Source organism: Phenylobacterium sp. (assembly GCF_036963605.1).
Taxonomy (GTDB): domain Bacteria; phylum Pseudomonadota; class Alphaproteobacteria; order Caulobacterales; family Caulobacteraceae; genus Phenylobacterium.
The window spans coordinates 1-17,236 of record NZ_JBALUY010000075.1 but is presented as its reverse complement, the minus strand read 5'-3'; the positions used below and the strand labels follow the sequence as shown (position 1 = coordinate 17,236).

19 protein-coding genes are annotated in these 17,236 nt (G+C 68.3%); 6 read left to right on the top strand and 13 right to left on the bottom strand.

Annotation, left to right across the window (positions count from 1 at the left end; translation table 11 throughout):
• The 11 genes from V7702_RS13665 to V7702_RS13615 all read right to left on the bottom strand — a co-directional run.
• The coding region (locus tag V7702_RS13665; protein WP_442958422.1) for a hypothetical protein at window positions 1-195 on the bottom strand (195 nt) is incomplete at its 3' end.
• 96 nt (window positions 196-291) lie between these two features.
• Entirely contained in the window at window positions 292-549 is a 258-nt protein-coding gene (locus V7702_RS13660; protein ID WP_305289562.1) for a hypothetical protein, read from the bottom strand.
• A 161-nt stretch (window positions 550-710) separates the two neighbouring features.
• Window positions 711-1,883 (bottom strand): acetyl-CoA C-acetyltransferase, encoded by a 1,173-nt coding sequence (locus V7702_RS13655; protein WP_335650652.1) that lies wholly within the window; start codon window positions 1,881-1,883, stop codon window positions 711-713.
• Window positions 1,884-1,974: 91 nt separating this feature from the next.
• A complete protein-coding gene (locus tag V7702_RS13650) occupies window positions 1,975-2,886 on the bottom strand; it encodes a hypothetical protein (protein WP_335650651.1) in 912 nt (303 codons plus the stop codon).
• A 16-nt stretch (window positions 2,887-2,902) separates the two neighbouring features.
• Window positions 2,903-3,829, bottom strand: coding sequence for a glycosyltransferase family 2 protein (locus tag V7702_RS13645; protein ID WP_335650650.1), 927 nt, complete (start codon window positions 3,827-3,829; stop codon window positions 2,903-2,905).
• Between the two features lie 8 nt (window positions 3,830-3,837).
• Window positions 3,838-4,989, bottom strand: coding sequence for a GNAT family N-acetyltransferase (locus V7702_RS13640; protein ID WP_335650649.1), 1,152 nt, complete (start codon window positions 4,987-4,989; stop codon window positions 3,838-3,840).
• 45 nt (window positions 4,990-5,034) lie between these two features.
• The gene (locus V7702_RS13635; RefSeq protein ID WP_335650648.1) at window positions 5,035-5,544 is read right to left on the bottom strand and encodes a GAF domain-containing protein; all 510 of its coding nucleotides are present in this window, start codon (window positions 5,542-5,544) and stop codon (window positions 5,035-5,037) included.
• 59 nt (window positions 5,545-5,603) lie between these two features.
• Window positions 5,604-6,527, bottom strand: a complete 924-nt coding sequence (locus tag V7702_RS13630) for a response regulator (protein WP_335650647.1) — start codon at window positions 6,525-6,527, stop codon at window positions 5,604-5,606.
• Between the two features lie 189 nt (window positions 6,528-6,716).
• Window positions 6,717-6,920 (bottom strand): hypothetical protein, encoded by a 204-nt coding sequence (locus V7702_RS13625; protein WP_335650646.1) that lies wholly within the window; start codon window positions 6,918-6,920, stop codon window positions 6,717-6,719.
• Between the two features lie 47 nt (window positions 6,921-6,967).
• Window positions 6,968-8,293, bottom strand: a complete 1,326-nt coding sequence (locus V7702_RS13620) for an ATP-binding protein (protein WP_335650645.1) — start codon at window positions 8,291-8,293, stop codon at window positions 6,968-6,970.
• Window positions 8,290-9,024, bottom strand: coding sequence for a response regulator (locus tag V7702_RS13615; protein WP_335650643.1), 735 nt, complete (start codon window positions 9,022-9,024; stop codon window positions 8,290-8,292). The genes V7702_RS13620 and V7702_RS13615 overlap by 4 nt, the downstream gene beginning before the upstream one ends.
• A 167-nt stretch (window positions 9,025-9,191) precedes the next feature.
• Between V7702_RS13615 and V7702_RS13610 the strand changes: the two genes are divergently transcribed.
• Both V7702_RS13610 and V7702_RS13605 read left to right on the top strand, forming a co-directional pair.
• Window positions 9,192-9,605 carry a hypothetical protein gene (locus tag V7702_RS13610; protein WP_335650642.1) on the top strand — a complete coding sequence of 138 codons (414 nt, stop codon included), beginning with the start codon at window positions 9,192-9,194 and terminating at the stop codon, window positions 9,603-9,605.
• Between the two features lie 46 nt (window positions 9,606-9,651).
• Window positions 9,652-10,074, top strand: coding sequence for a signal transduction protein (locus V7702_RS13605; RefSeq protein WP_335650641.1), 423 nt, complete (start codon window positions 9,652-9,654; stop codon window positions 10,072-10,074).
• Window positions 10,075-10,093: 19 nt separating this feature from the next.
• On the opposite strand, the gene V7702_RS13600 is transcribed toward V7702_RS13605, so the two are convergent.
• Window positions 10,094-11,230: an OprO/OprP family phosphate-selective porin gene (locus V7702_RS13600; RefSeq protein ID WP_335650640.1), complete on the bottom strand. Its 1,137-nt coding sequence runs from the start codon at window positions 11,228-11,230 to the stop codon at window positions 10,094-10,096.
• 143 nt (window positions 11,231-11,373) lie between these two features.
• Here V7702_RS13600 and V7702_RS13595 point away from each other — a divergent pair, with 143 nt between their 5' ends.
• From V7702_RS13595 to chrA, 4 genes are all read left to right on the top strand, one after another.
• Window positions 11,374-13,527 carry a TonB-dependent receptor gene (locus tag V7702_RS13595; RefSeq protein WP_335650639.1) on the top strand — a complete coding sequence of 718 codons (2,154 nt, stop codon included), beginning with the start codon at window positions 11,374-11,376 and terminating at the stop codon, window positions 13,525-13,527.
• 111 nt (window positions 13,528-13,638) lie between these two features.
• The gene (locus tag V7702_RS13590) at window positions 13,639-14,787 is read left to right on the top strand and encodes a PepSY-associated TM helix domain-containing protein (RefSeq protein WP_335650638.1); all 1,149 of its coding nucleotides are present in this window, start codon (window positions 13,639-13,641) and stop codon (window positions 14,785-14,787) included.
• Entirely contained in the window at window positions 14,784-14,978 is a 195-nt protein-coding gene (locus tag V7702_RS13585) for a hypothetical protein (protein WP_335650637.1), read from the top strand. The genes V7702_RS13590 and V7702_RS13585 overlap by 4 nt, the downstream gene beginning before the upstream one ends.
• A 78-nt stretch (window positions 14,979-15,056) precedes the next feature.
• A complete protein-coding gene (gene chrA, locus V7702_RS13580) occupies window positions 15,057-16,436 on the top strand; it encodes a chromate efflux transporter (RefSeq protein ID WP_335650636.1) in 1,380 nt (459 codons plus the stop codon).
• Here chrA and V7702_RS13575 read toward each other — a convergent pair.
• Window positions 16,433-17,236 (bottom strand): aminotransferase-like domain-containing protein (locus V7702_RS13575; RefSeq protein WP_335650635.1); only part of this gene is annotated, 804 nt, incomplete at its 5' end. The two genes, chrA and V7702_RS13575, sit on opposite strands and share 4 nt — an antisense overlap.

Sequence of the window (17,236 nt, the reverse complement as noted above, 5' to 3'; positions counted from 1 at the left end):
ATTGCCCCCGGAGCCCGCCAGACCGCGCACGGTCGCGCCCTTGTCGAAGGCGAAGCCTGGCAGGCGCAGGATCATGTCATAGGCGGTGTCTGGGGCGGCCTCGGCAAACGCGCTGGGCGGATAGGCGATGACGGCGCGCTCAGGCGCAGGCTGCGCCACAGCGGCCGCGCTTGCGGCCACGATTGTCAGGATCATGTCCTGTCCCCTCCCCGGGCTGTCTTATTGTTTTTTGACAGCTTGGCCGGAATCTGGGGGCGGGACCAGAGCGTTCAGGCGGCGGAGCCGCCGGACCTAGGTTTCGATCTCGAAATAGGCGCGCTCGCCGCCCTCGGTATGGGCGACCATCAGGATGCGGATGTCGGAGCCTTCAGCCAGCTTCAGGGTCAATCGGCCGTGGCGGAAAGCGTCACGCATGAGTTCAGGCGACCCGATCAGCTCGCCCTTGCCGATCTTCATCTTCTCGTCGCTGCGGATTTCGTAGCCCACCTTCTCGATCACGCCGGCGTACATCACCAAACCATCGTCGACGGTCGTTCGGGAAAGCTTCATGGGCGCTGGAACTCCGGTTACCGCGGCCGGCGAAAAATTTGCCGGTAGCGCCTAGGGAACGCGCGGGCCACGCCGACGTTCCGCTGGATTCGCCCGAGCGCCGCGGAAGCCAGCGCGCGACCCCGGGCAAACCGGGGCCGCGCGTCTGATCCTGAGGACTGCTAGAGCCGTTCGACGATCGTCACATTGGCCATGCCGCCGCCTTCGCACATGGTCTGCAGGCCATAGCGCTTGTTCCGCGCCTTCAGGCCATGGACCAGGGTGGTCATCAGCTTGGTGCCCGAGGCGCCCAGGGGGTGGCCCAGCGCGATGGCGCCGCCATTGACGTTCATGTTTTCCGGATTGGCGCCGGTCGCCTGCAGCCAGGCCACGGGCACCGAGGCGAAGGCTTCGTTGACCTCGAAGAGATCAATGTCGTCGATCTTCATGCCGGCCTTTTCCAGGGCCCGCTGGGTGGCGGGCAGCGGGGCTTCCAGCATGATCACCGGGTCATGGCCCATCACCGACAGGTGGTGGATGCGGGCCAGCGGCGTCAGGCCGAACTCCTTCAGCGCCTTTTCCGACACGATCATCACGCCCGAGGCGCCATCGCAGATCTGGCTGGAGGTGGCCGCCGTGATGGCGCCGCCCTCGACCAGCAGCTTGACGCCGCGGATGCCGTCGAGGCTGGCGTCGAAGCGGATGCCCTCATCGACCGTGTGCTCGCTCTCGGCGCCGGCCTCGTCCTTCACCTTCAGGGCGACAATCTCGTCCTTGAAGGCGCCGGCCTGGGTGGCGGCGATGGCGCGCTGGTGGCTGTGATAGGCGTACTCGTCCAGCTGGTCCTTGGTGAGGCCGTACTTCTTGGCCATCATCTCGGCGCCCATGAACTGGGAGAACTGGATGTTGGGGTAGCGCTCCTCCATCCGCGGGCTCTTGTACTGGCCCATGCCGGCCTTGGCGGCGAGCGCGGCCGAAGAGCCCATGGGCACGCGGGTCATGCTCTCGACGCCGGCGGCGATCACCACGTCCTGGGTGCCGCTCATCACGGCTTGCGCGGCGAACTGCAGGGCCTGTTGCGAGGAGCCGCACTGGCGGTCGATCGAGGTGCCCGGCACGCTTTCCGGCAGCTTGGAGGCCATGACGGCGTTGCGCGCCACATTGATGGCCTGCTCGCCCACCTGCATGACGCAGCCCATGATCACGTCCTCGACCCGGGCCGGGTCCATGCCCGTGCGATCGACGAGTTCGTTGAGGACGACCGCGCCCAGATCCACCGGATGCCAGTCTTTCAGCTTGCCGTTCTTGCGACCACCGGCCGTCCGCGCGGCCGCGACAATATAGGCTTCGCCCATTGTTCCGCTCCCTGGTTTCAGCGCCCTGTGGCGCATCGTTAAGGGACTCTAGGCAGGCGCCGCGAGGTAAGCCAACTGGCCTCTTTTCAGCTCAGAGCGGCAGGACCACGCCAGGTCGGGCGGCGTCCAGCCGGAAGGTGGCCGGCAGCACGCGCTCGTGGGGCGTCTGCAGATTCAGGGCCTTGGCGCCGCGGGCCAGGACAAGCTTGCCGAGATTGGTGGGGCTGGCGCCGTCCGCCAGCCGCGGCGCCATGCCGGCCCGGCGACGCAACACGCCGTTGGCGTAGATCACATTGGCGCGCAGCAGGGCCTTGGGCGTCATGAACTCCATGGACAGGGAGACATTCAGCATTGGTCCGTTCTCGATCCGGTGCGGCGCATTCTGGGCCCAGGTCGCCATGCGCCCCGGCGTCAATTCGATCTGCTCGGCGCCGGCGTCCCAGGCCGGATCAAAGGCGAACTGCTCGGCGCTTTCGCGCAGCACGATGCGCTCCAGGGCTTCCTCGCCCACGAACGGCGCCTTGGGGGGATAGACCCAGACCCGCTTGGTCCCCCGGACCTGCCAGAGCGACACCAGGGGCACGTCCAGATGGTAGAAGACCTGGGCGTTGGCCGATGAGATCAGGACCCCCAGGTCGCGTTTGAAGGTCTTGAGGCCCGGGGCCATGGCCTCTTTCTCGGCGAACACCTCATCCGCCAGGTCGGCATAGGGCTGGAGATAGAGGTTGGCCTCGCGGAGGTTCAGCCAGATGCGGCCGGCCAGGGCGCCTTCCAGCAGTTGGGCGCCCGAAAGCCCGTCGGCCGAGCCCTTCCGCCAGGTGGTCCAGTCCCGCGGATCCTCGCCCATGGTGAAGATCCCAAGGCGGCTGCGGGGATAGGCTTCGAGAGCCTCCGCCAGCCCCTCGTCGCTGAACAGCGGCCGCTCATGCAGGTTGTGCGCGAACGACAGGGTCTGCTTGCCGAAGGCCTTGGCCTTTTCCGGGGTCCAGTCCTGGATGATCATGGGGGTCTTCTTCCCGTCAGACGGCGCTTCGGCCGTAGAATTCGATTTTGAAAGGTCCCCACCACAGGGTCTTGCCCAGGCCGCGGGCCGCGCGGTCGAGGGTGGCGGCGAAACTGGGGGCGCGGACGATCCACTTCAGCCCGGCCAGCAGGCCGAAGACGCTCGCCTGGACCAGGCCCTGAGCCATCCAGAAGACGAGGCCGGCCCGATTGGGGGGATCGGCGGCGGCGCAGGCGGCCGACGGCCCCTGGCCATAGGCGAAGGCGCGGCGGATCGTGTAGTCCAGCGTCAGCCGCGCCGGAACCGGGTCTTCCCAGACGAAGGCCTCGGCGGCCCAGGCGAAGCGCGCGCCATCGGCCTTCATCTGGCCAAACAGCAGGTCGTCCTCGCCGCCGATATGGTTGCGCACCGCCGAGAAGGGCTGTTTCGGATCGCGCAGCGCGGCCCGGCGCAGCAGGCTGTTGCCACAGCCGTAATAGTCCTCGATCACCCTGGTTTCCGCCGGCCCCAGGCGGGAGAAGAAGGTCTCCAGATAGTCCCGGTGCGCGCGGACGTCGGCCGGCGCCCGGCCCCGGACGGGACCAAACACCACATCTGCGTCCAGGCGCGCCTGGACGGTCAGGAGTTCGGCCAGCCAACCGGCCGGCGCCTCCTCGTCGTCGTCAAGAAACGCGATGAAGTCGCCGCCGGCCTCGGCCAGGGCGGCGTTGCGGGCGTTGGCGACGCCGGGCTCGGGCTCATGCACATAGACGACGGGAAAGGGCGCCTCAGCCGCCAGGGCTTGGACGCTGGCCTGCGCCGAGGGGGACTGGTCGTTGTCCACCACCACCAGTTCCAGCCGCGCCGGATCGACGCCCTGCTGGGCCAAGGCGGAACGGGCCGCCGTCATCAGCCCAGCCGGACGTCTCTGGGTTGGAATGACGATGCTGACCCGTTCGGACATGACAGACCTCACCCTTCGCTGGCCGCCCCGCTGCGTCGCCCCTTGCTGGCGACCGCGGCGGCCATGCCGCGCACGCGGCCGCCAAGGGTCAGTTCTACGTCGGAGATGGTTTCGAAACGGCGCCGCACCCGGCCGACCAGCGGGCCGCCGCTGGCGCCCGCCATGCGCCAGGCCCCCTCCCCCAGCCGCACCCGCCAGCCCGACGGACCGGCGGCGGTCAGTGTGCCCTCATTGATCGTGCGCCGCTGAAGGGCGTAGGGCGCCTTGTAGTGACCATGACCCGGCCCGAGGTCATAGGTGGTCAGACCCAGGTCCGGCATGGCCGCGATGGCCTTGATCAGGAAGAGCTGGCCAATCGAATAGGCGCCCATCTCCGGATCGGTGGAGGCGATCCAGGGATGATAGACCGCCCCCTGCCGGACGCCGAAATGGCCCGCCACCATACGGCCGTCGATCCGCAGGGTGATCATCAGCCCCTGGAAATCGTCGCCGCGGGTCGCAAACAGGTTGCGCATCAACTGGCTGGTCCAGGCCGGGGCCAGGAAGTCGTGCATGCCGGTGCGGGTCAGCTGTTCGCGCTTCCAGGCGATGATCTGGTCGAAGGCGACCAGGTCGTGGTCTGGCGCTACGACGCTCAGGGCGCCGAGTTCGCGCTCGATCTTGTGCTCAAGCCGGCGGTAGTTCTTGAACCGCTTGGCGCTCTGGGCGCGAAGGGCTTCGAGATAGGCCTCGGCGCCGCCCTTCAGCTCAATGACATAGGCCTCATGGGTCGTGTGCGCCCCTTCCGCGAACATGCTCAGGGGATCGACCAGCCCGCTGAACCGCAGGGCGCCCAGCCCGGCCTCGGCCAGGGCGGCGCGGGCGTCGAAGGGCTCGCTGGCGACGAGGGTGTGATAGTCCGACAGCGGCGCGCCGATGGGGCGGGCCAGGCCGCTGGGCCGCAGGTGATGGGCCAGGAACCCCACCGGACGTCCCTCTCGCCGCCAGATCGCCACCCGGGCGTCCGGGCGCACCGCGCCGACGGCCTGGGCGAACTCAGGTCCCATCAGGGGTGAGGCGAAGGCCGGCTGCGCCGCGATCATGTGCCGCCACGAGACGATGTCCCGGGCCTCAAGTTCGCTTGGATGCAGAATTTCGACGTCCACGATCAGCTCTTTCATCCGACTGTCCCGGCGCGGGATCAGTTGGGTGAGCTGATGCAAGCCTCAGGCCGGTCGGCCGCCCGCAAACACCTGCGCCATAAGGGATTTCAACCAGAGGTCATCATTTGAGTCGAAGGCCGCCGGTTGTTCGGAATCGATATCCAGGACGGCGATCAAGGTTCCCTCGGCGTCGAACACCGGGACGACGATCTCGCTGGCCGACCTCGCGTCACAGGCGATGTGGTCCGGGAAGGCGTGGACGTCGTCTACGACCTGGGACTGGCCGGTGGCCGCCGCGGTCCCGCAGACCCCGCGACCAAAGGCGATGCGCATGCAGCCGAGACTGCCCTGATAGGGGCCGACCACCAGTTCGTCGCCCTTATCGGGATCGACCACATAGAAGCCGGTCCAGAAGAAGTGGTCGAAGCTGGAGGCCAGCATCGAGGCCACCGTCGCCATGCGCGCCGTCAGATTGGGCTCGCCCTCGAGCACGGCGGCCACCTCCTCGACCAGCACGGCGTAGCGCGCGGCCTTTTCGGCAGGTAGGACGAGGTCGTTGAATGCTTCAGCCATGGCCGGTTTCTAGCTCATCTGGCGGCGCCGGACGAGCCGCCAACATGGGCAGTTGGACCTCAGGCCGCCAGAGCCAGACGGGCGGCGCGCTTGCGTCGGATCAGGGCTTCCAGACTGCGGACCCGTTTGGCCGCGCCGATGGCGTCGTGATCGTCGGCCTCGAGGATCTGACCGAGTACCGTCAGGTGGGCGTCGACCACATCAGCCTCGCAATGCTCCATGCCGCCCACCTCGCTGGCGTAGGCCAGCAGGGCGTCGGAGGCCCGCTCCAGCATCTTGTCGCGGACCTGACGGGCGCGGAAACGGGTGTGCTGCATGACGCGGTAGGTCATCTGCAGCGTGGCGCGGTCCACGCCGCCCCGAGCGGCGATCAACCGGCGCATGGCCTCGAGCTCGACGCTGATCGTATCGCGCGCAGCCTGGCGCTCGACGATGTCGATCACCTCGTCAGGGTCATTGGTCCGGCGCAGGGGGCCAGCATAGGCCAGTTCGGTCTTGCGGCGGCGATCAGGGCCTACATAGCCGTTGCTGACAATGAAATGGCGGGGCTGGCTGAGCACCAGCTGAATGCGCGAAAGCAGGGCGGCGGGGGTGAAGGGCTTGACCACGAATTCGTTCACCCCGGCCTCCCGGGCCAGTTCGACCTCGCGGGCGCTCCGGTGGCCGGTGACCATGATCACCGGAACCTCCGGGTCGGGCACATAGGGATCGGGGGTGACGGCGGCCATGCGGATCGACCGGGTGAAATCCAGGCCGTCCATCAGGGGCATGCGCCAGTCGGTGAAGATGAGGTCGGGGTCGCGCCGGGTCAGCATCTGGCGGGCGCTCAGACCGTCGCTGGCGGAATAGACCTGACCGAGGCCCGCAGCGCGAAGCACGTCGACCATAAGCCGGACGGTATTGGCGTGATCATCGACCACGAGCGCCGTCAGGCCGCTCAGGTCTTCCGCCGTAAGGTTCGCGCTGGGTAGCTTGCGCCGCATGATTTCCCCATCCCCGTCCTGCCCAGATCATGTGGGCCAGGACTTGAGATGCGGTTTATGGTCAAGGTTAACGGGAGCTCCGGGAGCCTGAGGCGAACCGGGACCGTCTGATCGGCGAACCTGGCTCTAAACTCTAAGTCTTGAGTGTGTTTTCCTCCGATATGCGGTTCTCCCTTATCGGAAGACGCTCTAGGTGGGCCGGGCCTTGTCGCGGTACTGGTCCTCTGACCGCTCATAACGGTCCGGATGCAGATACTCCTCCCGTGTTGCAGCTTCGGTGACCGCGTCGTTCCGGCGGTCGCGGCGGTAGTAGCGCACCAGGCCGAAGATGATCGCCGCGCCCAGCAGCGCGGCGCCGACGGCAAAGAGCAATTCCCAACTCAGATTGATCATGGCGTTCTCCTTGCCAGACCAACGGGCTTGCAGATCAAGGGGTTCCGCTAGCTGGCGATAGGAAGGCGCACCTCGGCGCGGAGGCCGCCGCCAGGGCGATTGCCGAGCGTCAACCGGCCACCGCTGGCCTCGGCCAGGCCGCGCACAATGGCCAGACCAAGCCCGGCGCCGCCGGTGTCACGGCTGCGAGAGGCTTCCAGGCGGGTGAAGGGTTCGAGAATCTGCGCGAGATTTTCCGGGTCCACGCCAGGCCCTCGGTCGGCCACGACGATTACGGCCTGATCCTGCGTCCGCTCCAGGCTCACCTCGGTTTCGCCGCCATAGCGGATGGCGTTGTCCACGAGATTTCCCACCATTCGGCGCAGCGCCAGAGGCGAGACCCTGGCGAAGGCGGCCCCTCCGTCGGCCAGCCGCACGGCTTGCCCCATCTCCCGCCGCAGGGCGATCACGGTCTCAAGCTCGCTGCGCAGGTCGCTCAGCGGCGCAGGCGCCTGGTCCTGACCGGCGGCGAACAGCATGGTGTCGTCCAGCAGAGCGCTCATCTCATCCAGGTCGCCGATCGCCCGGGCCTGCTGGTCCGGGTCGGCGATGAATTCGGCGCGGAGGCGCAGACGCGTGAGATAGGTCCGCAGGTCGTGGGCGATGGCCGCCAGCACCCGCGTACGATCATCCACCAGCCCGCGGATGCGCGCCTGCATGGTGTTGAAGGCTTCGGCGAGATCGCGCAGCTCCTTCGGGCCGCGAAGGGGAAGGTCCGCGGTCTGCAGATCATCCCCAAACCGCCGCGCGGCATGGGCGAGATCGGCGACCGGACGGGCCGTCTGACGTACCGCCAGGGCCAGCATCACCAGCATCAGGAGCGAGACAAGGCTCAGGGCCAGGGCGCCTCGAACCACCCGGTCCTTCGCTGCGGCCGGCGCTCGTCTTTGAAGCACCAGGACTTCGCCGCTGGCAAGGCGCACGGAAAGCCGCACAATGGCCCGGGGCCGGACGCCGGACGCATGTCGGAGCAGACGTCGCGCCTCGATCTGGAAGGTCCGATCGCCCAGAGCCGCAGCATAGCTCTGATACCGATCATCCTCAGGGCCCACCAGGCGGGCGCCGGCCAGCGGCGTCGGAAACCCTGCAGACAGTCGAACGCCGACGCCGACAGCGTCCAGGCCGCCGATCACCGTGGGGCGGGCCTCGCCCTGGCTCGCCTCCACGGCGGCCACAATCGCGGCGGACTCCGACGGCAGGGGCAGTCTGAGGAACCCGACGCCGCCCTCCGGCGAAGGCCAGGCCAGGGCCAGGGCGACCACGCCCAGAATGGCGGCGGCCCCCGCCAGAAGGATACCGCTGATGCGGGTAGAGAGGCTGTCGGCGAGGATCACCGCCCGCCCTCCGTCGTCACCGGCGCGCTCAGCATATAGCCTCCGCCCCGAACGGTGCGGATCAGGCCTGCGCCGCCGGCGGGGTCGCCCAGCTTGCGCCGCAGACGACTGAGCTGGACATCGATGGTCCGATCATAGGGGGCGGCGTTGCGGCCCCGCGTCCAGTCCAGCAGCTGGTCCCGGCTGAGCACCCGCTGAGGATGGGTGACTAGGCACATGAGCAGGTCGAACTCCCCGCCGCTCAACTCTATCTCGCGACGGTCGGGGGCGGTCAGGTCACGGCTGCCGGAGTCCAGCCGCCAGCCCTGGAAGAGGTAGACCTCGGCGCCCCTGGCCGGAGAGCTCCACGCCGGCTCGCCGCGGGTTCGCCGCAGGATGGCCTTGACCCGGGCGAGCAGCTCCCGGGGATTGAACGGCTTGCCCAGATAGTCGTCGGCGCCGATCTCCAGACCCACCACCCGGTCAATCTCGTCGGCCCGGGCGGTGACCATCAGGATGGCGGTCTCGCCCTGGGCGCGCAGACGGCGGCAGAGCGACAGGCCGTCCTCCCCGGGCAGCATGAGATCGAGCAGAACCAGGTCGATCCGCCGCCGGGCCGCCAGGCGGTCGTAGGCCGGGACGTCGGGGCATGCGCCCACCTCGTACCCCTCCCGCGCCAGCAGGCCGACGGTCAGGTCGCGGATCTCGGAGTCGTCCTCGACGACGGCGATGAAGGTGTTGTCAGGGCTCATGACGGTGGCGGCCAAGCTGCCCGACGAAGACGCCTTCGCCTAGACCCAAGGCGCCCGCGTTACACTTCGTCACCTGACGCCACGGATCGGTCACAGGGGGGTTTCGGAGCCGCCGTCTGATGGGGCCATCCACAGACGCCCCGTCCAACTCACCGAAGGAACCCGTCATGTTCAGCCGCAACGCCATCCTTGCCGCAGGTGCCTGGAGCAGCCTGGCCGCCCTGCTGGTCGCCCTCCCCGCTGAAGCGGGCCAGCACGGACGAACCCGCATCGTTCAAGGCCCGCACGGCGCAGGCTATGTCCAGTCGCGTCAGGTGAGCCGCCAGCCCGGCGCGATCAGCGTGCAGAAGAGCACCCAGACTCACGGCGGCTATGGCGCCGCCCACAGTCGCAACGCGGCCTGGGCCGACGGCCTCTACCAGGGCGGGGCCAGCCACACCTTCAACAACGGCGCCTCGGCCAGCCGTTCCACCACCGTCCAGGACAATGGCGACGGCTCCATCAGCTACGCCCGCGCCCGCACCGGCCTGCAGGGCCAGACCTCGACGGTGACCGGGACCGTCCAGCGCCCGCCGCAATAGACATCACCATCCCAAAACCATCCCAAGACTATCAAAGGACCTGCTCATGAAGCGCCTTACCCTGCTCGCCCTCAGCTTCGCCGTGCTGGCGACCCCCGCCCTGGCCCAGATGCGAGGTCAGGACCCCTTCGCCGATGCGGACACCAACCGTGACGGCCAGATCACCCTCGCAGAGTTCCAGGCCAGCCGCGCGGCCAGATTCGACCGACTGGACCGCGACCGGGATGGGGTGATCCGAATGCAGGACTTCCCGCGCATCGCCCTTCGGGGCGACCGGGGCGCGGACCTCGAGCGCATGATCTCGGCCGCCGACCGCAACCGTGACGGCGCCCTCACCCGTCAGGAGATGCTGGCCTCGCCGCCGGTCGCCTTCGCCATGGCCGACGCCAATGACGACGGGGTTCTGACCGCCGCCGAGAGAGACGCCGCCAAGGCGCGCCTGCAGCAGATGCGGTCGGCCAGGCGCTGAGAACCGGAGAGCCCCTCGCCTACCAGTCGAGGGCGGTGCGCAGGGTGAGCAGGGTCTCGTCCGTAGCGCCGGCCGCGGCTTCCTCGATCCTCGCATGGATCAGATTGGCTGAAAGGCGCAGCCGAGTGACCGGCAGCCAGTTGATCACCGCGCCATAGGTGGTCATCTCGCCGCCGGTGATCGCGCCGTCGTCCAGGTCGAGGCGGCTGACCCTCAGGCCGGTCTCCACGGCGCCAAAGCCGCCCTGGCCCCAGGGCCTATCGGGGCGTACACGGCCGAACGTGCCCGCGGTGACGTCATAGGGCCGCGCCTCGCCGGTCCAGCGCCAGGCGATCTGCCCCGACCAGCCGGAAAACTGCGGACTGACCACCGGGCCGTCGTAGTCGATGACGCCGCCCTCGCCCTGGACAGTCAGCGGGCCCAGGCCGAAGCCCGCCTCCAGGCCGAGAAACTGCGCCTCGTCGGCGGCGAACCTGCCGGTGTCCAGGGCCCGCGGAACCCGGGCGGTCTCCGGCCGCTGGGCGAGGCGCACGGTGGGGCCCCATGACGAGGCGTCCAGGTGATAGGCCGATGCGCCGAGGTGGAGGGCCGCCTCGCCAGGCAGCAGATCACCATAGGCGCGCAGGGCCAACAGCCGAGCCTCACCCGCTTCGCCGTCAAGGGCGTTCTGCTCGGCTTCGCCGAACACGCCCCCCTGCAGACCCCAGCGCTCACGCGCATAGTTGGCGGCCACACCTACTCGCCTGCCGGGCGCGAAGGCGCCGACGAAGGACGCACGTTCCAGGAACAGGGTCTGGGTGTCCGAGGTCAGGTCTTCGTTGGTGACCGGCGGCTTGAAGTGGCCCACGACGAGCTCGAGCGAAGGCGTCGCCTGGTAGGCCAGGGCGACGTCCTGGAGCACGACCTCTGGCCCGCTGAAGTCGGCTTCCACCACGTATGAGACGGCCTCCGAGAGGTCGCCCTCGACCCCCAGATAGAACCTGCGCAACTCGCCGCCGGTGAAGGTGGAGCCCTCGTCGTTGTTTGCGACCACCGCGTCGAGCTGAACCCGGCCCCTTGGGCTCAAGGCTTCGGAAGCAGACGCAGGAGCGGCGGCCAGGGACGACAGGCCCAGGACCAGACCCGTCCCTAGGATCGATGAAATCTTGGCGAGCATTCCTCCCTATACAGACGAGATGGCGCCGAGGCCACAGGGGGCGCGTCAGTCAGGCGCGCCTCCTGGAAAGGCTTTGCCGTGAGGCCCTCAACTGTTATTGCGATTGACTTTCATAATCGCTCGCGACGTCCAAGGCTCTCCCCATGTCCGCCATCAAGACCCTTCTTTCCAGCGCCAGCGCCCTGGCGCTCGTCCTCTCGGTCGCCCCTGCGGCCATGGCCCAAGGGGTCGAGGTGGACGAACTGGTGGTCACGGGCTCGCAGGTGGAACTGGCGCCCGTCTATGCCGGCGGCCAAGTGGCTCGCGGCGGCCGGGTAGGCCTGTTCGGCGCCCTGGACGTGATGGACACGCCCTTCTCGGCCACCAACTACACCGAAGAACTGGTGCGCAATCAGCAGGCCACCGGCGTTGGCGACGTGCTGAAGAACGAGCCCACGGTCCGGGTCGCCAAGGGCTTCGGCAACTTCCAGGAACTCTATGTCGTCCGGGGCTTCCCGGTCTATTCCGACGACATGACCTATAACGGCGTCTACGGCGTCCTGCCTCGGCAGTTCGTGGCCGCCGAGCTGATCGAGCGGCTGGAAGTCTTCCGCGGCGCCAACTCCTTCCTGAACGGCGCGGCGCCCGGCGGCAGCGGCATCGGCGGCGCCTTCAACGTTGTGCCCAAGCGGGCCGGCGCCGACCTGACGCGCGCGACAGTGGGCTATGAGAACGACGGCGCCCTCTATGGCGCCCTGGACGTGGCGCGCCGCTTCGGCGCCGAGCAGGACTTCGGCGCCCGCCTGAACCTCGTGCGGCGCGACGGCGAGACCTCGATCTCCGATCAGGAGCGCGAGCTGTCGGTGGCGGCGCTTGGCCTCGACTATGATGATGGGCGCCTGCGATTCTCCGCCGACATCGGCTACCAGGACCATCGCATCGACGCCCCGCGGCCCAGCGTGACGCCCAGCAGCGAGATTCCCACGCCGCCCGACGCCGACGTGAACTTCGCCCAGCCCTGGACCTATACCGACGAAGAACAGCTGTTCTTCGTCGTCCGGGGCGAGTTCGATTTCAACGCCAATCTGTCCGGCTGGGCGGCGATCGGCGGCCGTGACGGCAAGGAAGCCAATGTCCTGGCCAATCCCACGGCCGTCGGCGGCGGCGCCATCAGCGCTTACCGGTTCGACAACGCCCGCGAGGACGAGGTGATTTCCGCCGACGCCGGGCTGCGGGCGGAGTTCGCAACCGGCGGCCTCGAGCACGTGCTGGTTGCGTCGGTCTCGGCGATCCAGTCCAAGTCGCGCAACGCCTATGCCTTCTCCGACTTCGCGGGCTTCGCCGGCGACCTCTACAACCCTGTGGCCGTGCCGCCTCCTGCGCCCAACTTCTTCACGGGCGGCGACCTGAACGATCCAGGCGTCACCGAAGAGGTGGACAACCGCTCGTTCGCCCTGGCCGACATGATCACCTTCTGGGACGGCCGGATGATCGCCACCCTGGGCGCACGCTTCCAGGAGATCGAGACCACTTCGTTCGACTACGACACCGGCGCCCAGGTGTCGCAGTATGCCGACGATGCGGTCACGCCCGCCTTCGGCCTGGTCTACAAGGCTACCGAAGCCGTCTCGGTCTACGCCAACTACGCCGAGGCGCTGACGCCTGGCCAGATCGCGCCCGGCACAGTGGGCGCCATCCCGATCCTGAACGCCGGCGAGATCACCGCCCCCTTCCGCAGCAAGCAGTACGAGGCGGGCGTCAAGCTCGACCAAGGGACCTTCGGCGGCGCGGTCAGCGTCTTCTCTATCACCCAGCCTAGCGCCATCGTGATCGGCAATCTTTTCGTGGTGGACGGCGAGCAGGAACATCGCGGCGTCGAGCTCAGCTTCTATGGCGAACCGGCCCCAGGGCTGAGGGTGCTGGGCGGGGCCACGGTGCTGAACGCCGAGCGCGAGCGCACCCAGGACGGCGCGTTCGACGGCAAGACCGCCATCGGCGTGCCCGAGCGCCAGGCCAATCTGAACCTGGAGTATGACCTGCCCGCCCTGCCCGGTCTGAGCCTCGACGGCCGCCTGGTCTATACCGGTAAGCAGTTCGCCAACGAGACCAACACGCTGGAGCTGGACGCCTGGACCCGCCTGGACCTGGGCGCCCGCTACAGCCTGGACGTCTCCGGCAAGCCGGTCACCCTGCGCGCCCGGATAGAGAACGTCACTGACGAGAACGACTGGCTCTCGGCCGGCGGCTATCCTGGCGCCAACTATCTGGTGCTGGGCGCGCCGCGCACCTTCATCGTGTCGGCCTCGGTCGATTTCTGATCAGTGGGACAATGTCTACGGGACGCAACGGTATGGTTCGTTGCGTCCCGTCGCAGAACCGCTTAGTTGAAAGCAATTCTCAACCGCATCCCGCCTGCAAGCCGTTCCCGCATGACTCGCAACACCGTTCGCGTCTGGTCTGTCGTCCACAAATGGACCAGCCTTGTCAGCACGGCCTTCATGCTGATGCTCTGCGTCACCGGTCTGCCGCTGATCTTCCACGAAGAAATCGACGACGCCCTCGGAACTGATGGCGTCTATGAAGCGCCGCCCGTGGGCACGCCGACGCTCAGCCTCGACACCATGCTGGCCAATGCCCTGGCGGTGCGCGAGGGCGAAATTCCGCTCTATCTGAGCTTCGATGAGGACCGCCCTGTGGTGAACTTCACCACGGGTCCGACGCCGGACGCGACGGCGGAGGAGATGCACTTCGCCGGCTTCGACTGGACCAGCGGCTCGGCCCTGCCGCCCTTCCCCGAGGGCGGGGTGATGCACTTCATCCTGCATCTGCACGTGGACATGTTCATGGGCCTGCCCGGGATGCTGTTCCTAGGCTTCATGGGCCTGGTGGCCTTCGCCGCCATCGTGTCCGGGGTCGTCCTCTATGCCCCCTTCATGCGCAAGCTGGACTTCGGCGTCGTCCGGGTCACCCGGTCTTCGCGGGTCAAGTGGCTGGACTATCACAACCTGATGGGCGTGGTGACCGTGGCCTGGCTGAGCGTCGTCACCCTGACCGGTACGATCAACACCCTCTCCACCCCGATCATCCAGCTGTGGCAGGCCGATCAGCTGTCGGAGATGACGGCGCCCTATAAGGGCCTGCCGCCAGCCCGGGCCGAGGCGTCGATCCAGGAGGCGGTGGACACCGCCCTGGCCGCCGCGCCGGGCATGCGCGTGCAGTTCGTCGCCTTCCCGGGCGTGGCCTATTCCACCGAGCACCACTACGCCGTCTTCATGCAGGGGGCGACGCCGCTCACCAAACACCTGCTGACGCCGGCCCTGATCGACGCGCGCACCGGCGAGCTTTCCGCCATCCGGCCGATGCCCTGGTACGCCCAGGCCCTGCTGCTGTCTGGCCCGCTGCACTTCGGCGACTATGGCGGCCTGCCGCTGAAGATCCTCTGGGCCCTGCTCGACATCGCCACCATCGTGGTCCTGGTCAGCGGGCTCTATCTCTGGCTCAGCCGGCGTCGGGCGCCGGCCACCGATCCGGTGGTCGCCCAACTGCGGGATCGATCCGCCCTGGCGCCTGCGGAATGAGCACGAGCCGCGCCTCGAACCGCGCCAATCTGTGGCGCACCTTCGCCGCCCCGCTGCTGATCCTGGCCGCCAGCATCATCGGCCTGGTGGCCGCCCTGGTGGCCAACGGCCTGGGCGACTGGATCTCCTGGGCTGCGCTGAGCGTGCCCGTGGCGGCGATCATCTGGGGCCGCCTGCGCCGCAGCCGATAGGCGCGACGCACTCGCCAAGACGTGACGCGCGGTTTAGCAAGATCAACCAGCGCCGCAGCGCGTCCCCCAGGTTAGGTCTTGAGCCCAAAGCCCGCCTCCCCCGCACCGCCGAGTTTCGCCGAGGCCGTCGTCGTCTGGGCGCGGATCGCGGCCCTGTCCTTCGGCGGACCCGCCGGCCAGATCGCGGTGATGCACCGCATCCTGGTCGAGGAGAAGCGCTGGCTGGGGGAGCAGCGTTTCCTGCACGCGCTGAACTACTGCATGCTGCTGCCCGGTCCCGAGGCGCAGCAGTTGGCCATCTATATCGGCTGGCTGATGCACCGCACCTTGGGCGGCCTGATGGCGGGCCTGCTGTTCATCCTGCCGGGCTTCGTCGCTATCATGGGTCTCAGCGTCATCTACATGATGCTGGGGGACACCGGTCCAGTGGCCGCGCTGTTTTTCGGGCTGAAAGCCGCTGTTCTAGTGGTGGTGGTCCAGGCGGTGATCCGGCTCGGCAGCCGCATCCTCCATCGCGGGGCGCTTCTGGCGATCGCCGCCGCCGCCTTCGTCGCAATCTTCGTTTTCGGCCTGCCATTCCCGCTCATCATCCTTATGGCGGCCCTCATCGGTTTCGCCGGGAGCCGAGCTGGCCTTGGCGCCTTCACCCCGAAGGGAGCCCATGGGCCGAGCGGAAGCGGCGTCGCCGACATCGACACGGTGCTCGGCGAGGGCTCGCCTGCTCATACTCGGCCCCACCTCGGCTGGGCGCTGCGGGTGGCCGGGGTCATTCTTGTGCTCTGGCTGGGCCCGGTCCTGGCGCTTGGCCTGAGCCTTGGCTGGGACAACGTCTTCACCCAGATCGCCGTCTTCTTCAGCAAGATGGCCGTGGTCACCTTCGGCGGCGCCTACGCGGTCCTGGCCTATGTGGCCCAGGAGGCGGTCCAGACCTTCGGCTGGCTGGCGCCGGGCGAGATGCTAGATGGGCTAGGCATGGCCGAGACGACGCCCGGCCCCCTGATCATGGTCACCCAGTTCGTCGGCTTCATGGGCGCCGCCCGCGGCGCCTCTGGCCTTGATCCTCTTTGGGCCGGGGTCCTGGGCGGGGTGTTGACCACCTGGGTCACCTTCACCCCCTGCTTCCTGTGGATTTTTCTCGGCGCGCCCTTCGTGGAGGGACTCCGGGGCGCTCGCGCCCTCAATGCAGCGCTGCAGGCGATCACCGCCGCCGTGGTCGGCGTGATCCTCAACCTGGCCGTCTGGTTCGGGATGCACGTGCTCTTCAATGAGGTCCGCGCCGTTAGCCTCGCAGGCCTGACCCTGGACCTGCCTGTCGCCAGTTCCGTGGACCTTCCGAGCCTGTTGCTGACTATCGCCGCTGCTGTCACCGCTTTCGGATTCAAGCTGGGCGTCATCCCCCTGATGCTGGGTTGCGCCCTGGCAGGCCTGGCCCTGCACGGCGCGGGTCTTCTGATCTAACGCGCCTCGCCCAGCAGGCCTGCGACCCCCGCCAAGGCTTCGGCCAACACCTCTTGCCGACCGGGCGCGCCCAGGGAGATGCGGACGCCATTTGCAGCCCCCGGCCCCGCAGCGAAGGCCTCGGCGCTGACCAAGGCGAGACCTCGCGCCTTCGCCGCCGCCCGTAGGCGTACAGGGCTCCAGTCGGCCGGTAGGGGCAGCCAGACATGGATGGCTTCGGGTGAGCCCTGCGCCGCCGGCAGGCGCGCTGCGGCCATGGCGCGGCGTTCAGCCGCCTCGGCCCGAACGCCGGCCAGCAGGGCCTCGGCCGTCCCGTCCCGGATCCAGCTTGCGACGACGGCCGACATCAGCGGCGCAGGCATGCCGGCCAGGCTATGCACAGCTTCAACCGCAGGCGCGCCCCGGTCGCCTTCGGGCGCCACCAGGAAGGCGAGACGCAGGCCCGGCGCCAGACACTTGGACAGGGTGGCGATGTGGAAGGTCCGCTCCGGCGCCAGGGTCGCAAGGCCTGCGAGCGGCTCAGCCATCAGCCGGCTATAGGGATCATCCTCGATGATCCAGAAATCGTGGTCCGTCGCGACCTGGGCGATCGCCTGCCGCCTGGCCAGTGGCATGGTGACCCCGGTGGGGTTCTGCATGGTCGGGATGACATAGAGGGCGGCGGGACGCTCTTCTCGGCAGATCGACGCCAGGGCGTCTGGCGCAAGCCCCTCGGCGTCCGTCGGGCAGGCGACCAACCGCACGCCGACCTGCTCTGCGATGGCCAGCATGCCGGGATAGGTCAGGGGCTCGACCACCAG

Bases quoted from the DNA above. Each gene is read 5' to 3' on its own strand.
- V7702_RS13660 (WP_305289562.1), bottom strand. From the start codon at position 549: ATGAAGCTTTCCCGAACGACCGTCGACGATGGTTTGGTGATGTACGCC.
- V7702_RS13655 (WP_335650652.1), bottom strand. From the start codon at position 1,883: ATGGGCGAAGCCTATATTGTCGCGGCCGCGCGGACGGCCGGTGGTCGC.
- V7702_RS13650 (WP_335650651.1), bottom strand. From the start codon at position 2,886: ATGATCATCCAGGACTGGACCCCGGAAAAGGCCAAGGCCTTCGGCAAG.
- V7702_RS13645 (WP_335650650.1), bottom strand. From the start codon at position 3,829: ATGTCCGAACGGGTCAGCATCGTCATTCCAACCCAGAGACGTCCGGCT.
- V7702_RS13640 (WP_335650649.1), bottom strand. From the start codon at position 4,989: ATGAAAGAGCTGATCGTGGACGTCGAAATTCTGCATCCAAGCGAACTT.
- V7702_RS13635 (WP_335650648.1), bottom strand. From the start codon at position 5,544: ATGGCTGAAGCATTCAACGACCTCGTCCTACCTGCCGAAAAGGCCGCG.
- V7702_RS13630 (WP_335650647.1), bottom strand. From the start codon at position 6,527: ATGCGGCGCAAGCTACCCAGCGCGAACCTTACGGCGGAAGACCTGAGC.
- V7702_RS13625 (WP_335650646.1), bottom strand. From the start codon at position 6,920: ATGATCAATCTGAGTTGGGAATTGCTCTTTGCCGTCGGCGCCGCGCTG.
- V7702_RS13615 (WP_335650643.1), bottom strand. From the start codon at position 9,024: ATGAGCCCTGACAACACCTTCATCGCCGTCGTCGAGGACGACTCCGAG.
- V7702_RS13610 (WP_335650642.1), top strand. From the start codon at position 9,192: ATGTTCAGCCGCAACGCCATCCTTGCCGCAGGTGCCTGGAGCAGCCTG.
- V7702_RS13605 (WP_335650641.1), top strand. From the start codon at position 9,652: ATGAAGCGCCTTACCCTGCTCGCCCTCAGCTTCGCCGTGCTGGCGACC.
- V7702_RS13600 (WP_335650640.1), bottom strand. From the start codon at position 11,230: ATGCTCGCCAAGATTTCATCGATCCTAGGGACGGGTCTGGTCCTGGGC.
- V7702_RS13595 (WP_335650639.1), top strand. From the start codon at position 11,374: ATGTCCGCCATCAAGACCCTTCTTTCCAGCGCCAGCGCCCTGGCGCTC.
- V7702_RS13590 (WP_335650638.1), top strand. From the start codon at position 13,639: ATGACTCGCAACACCGTTCGCGTCTGGTCTGTCGTCCACAAATGGACC.
- V7702_RS13585 (WP_335650637.1), top strand. From the start codon at position 14,784: ATGAGCACGAGCCGCGCCTCGAACCGCGCCAATCTGTGGCGCACCTTC.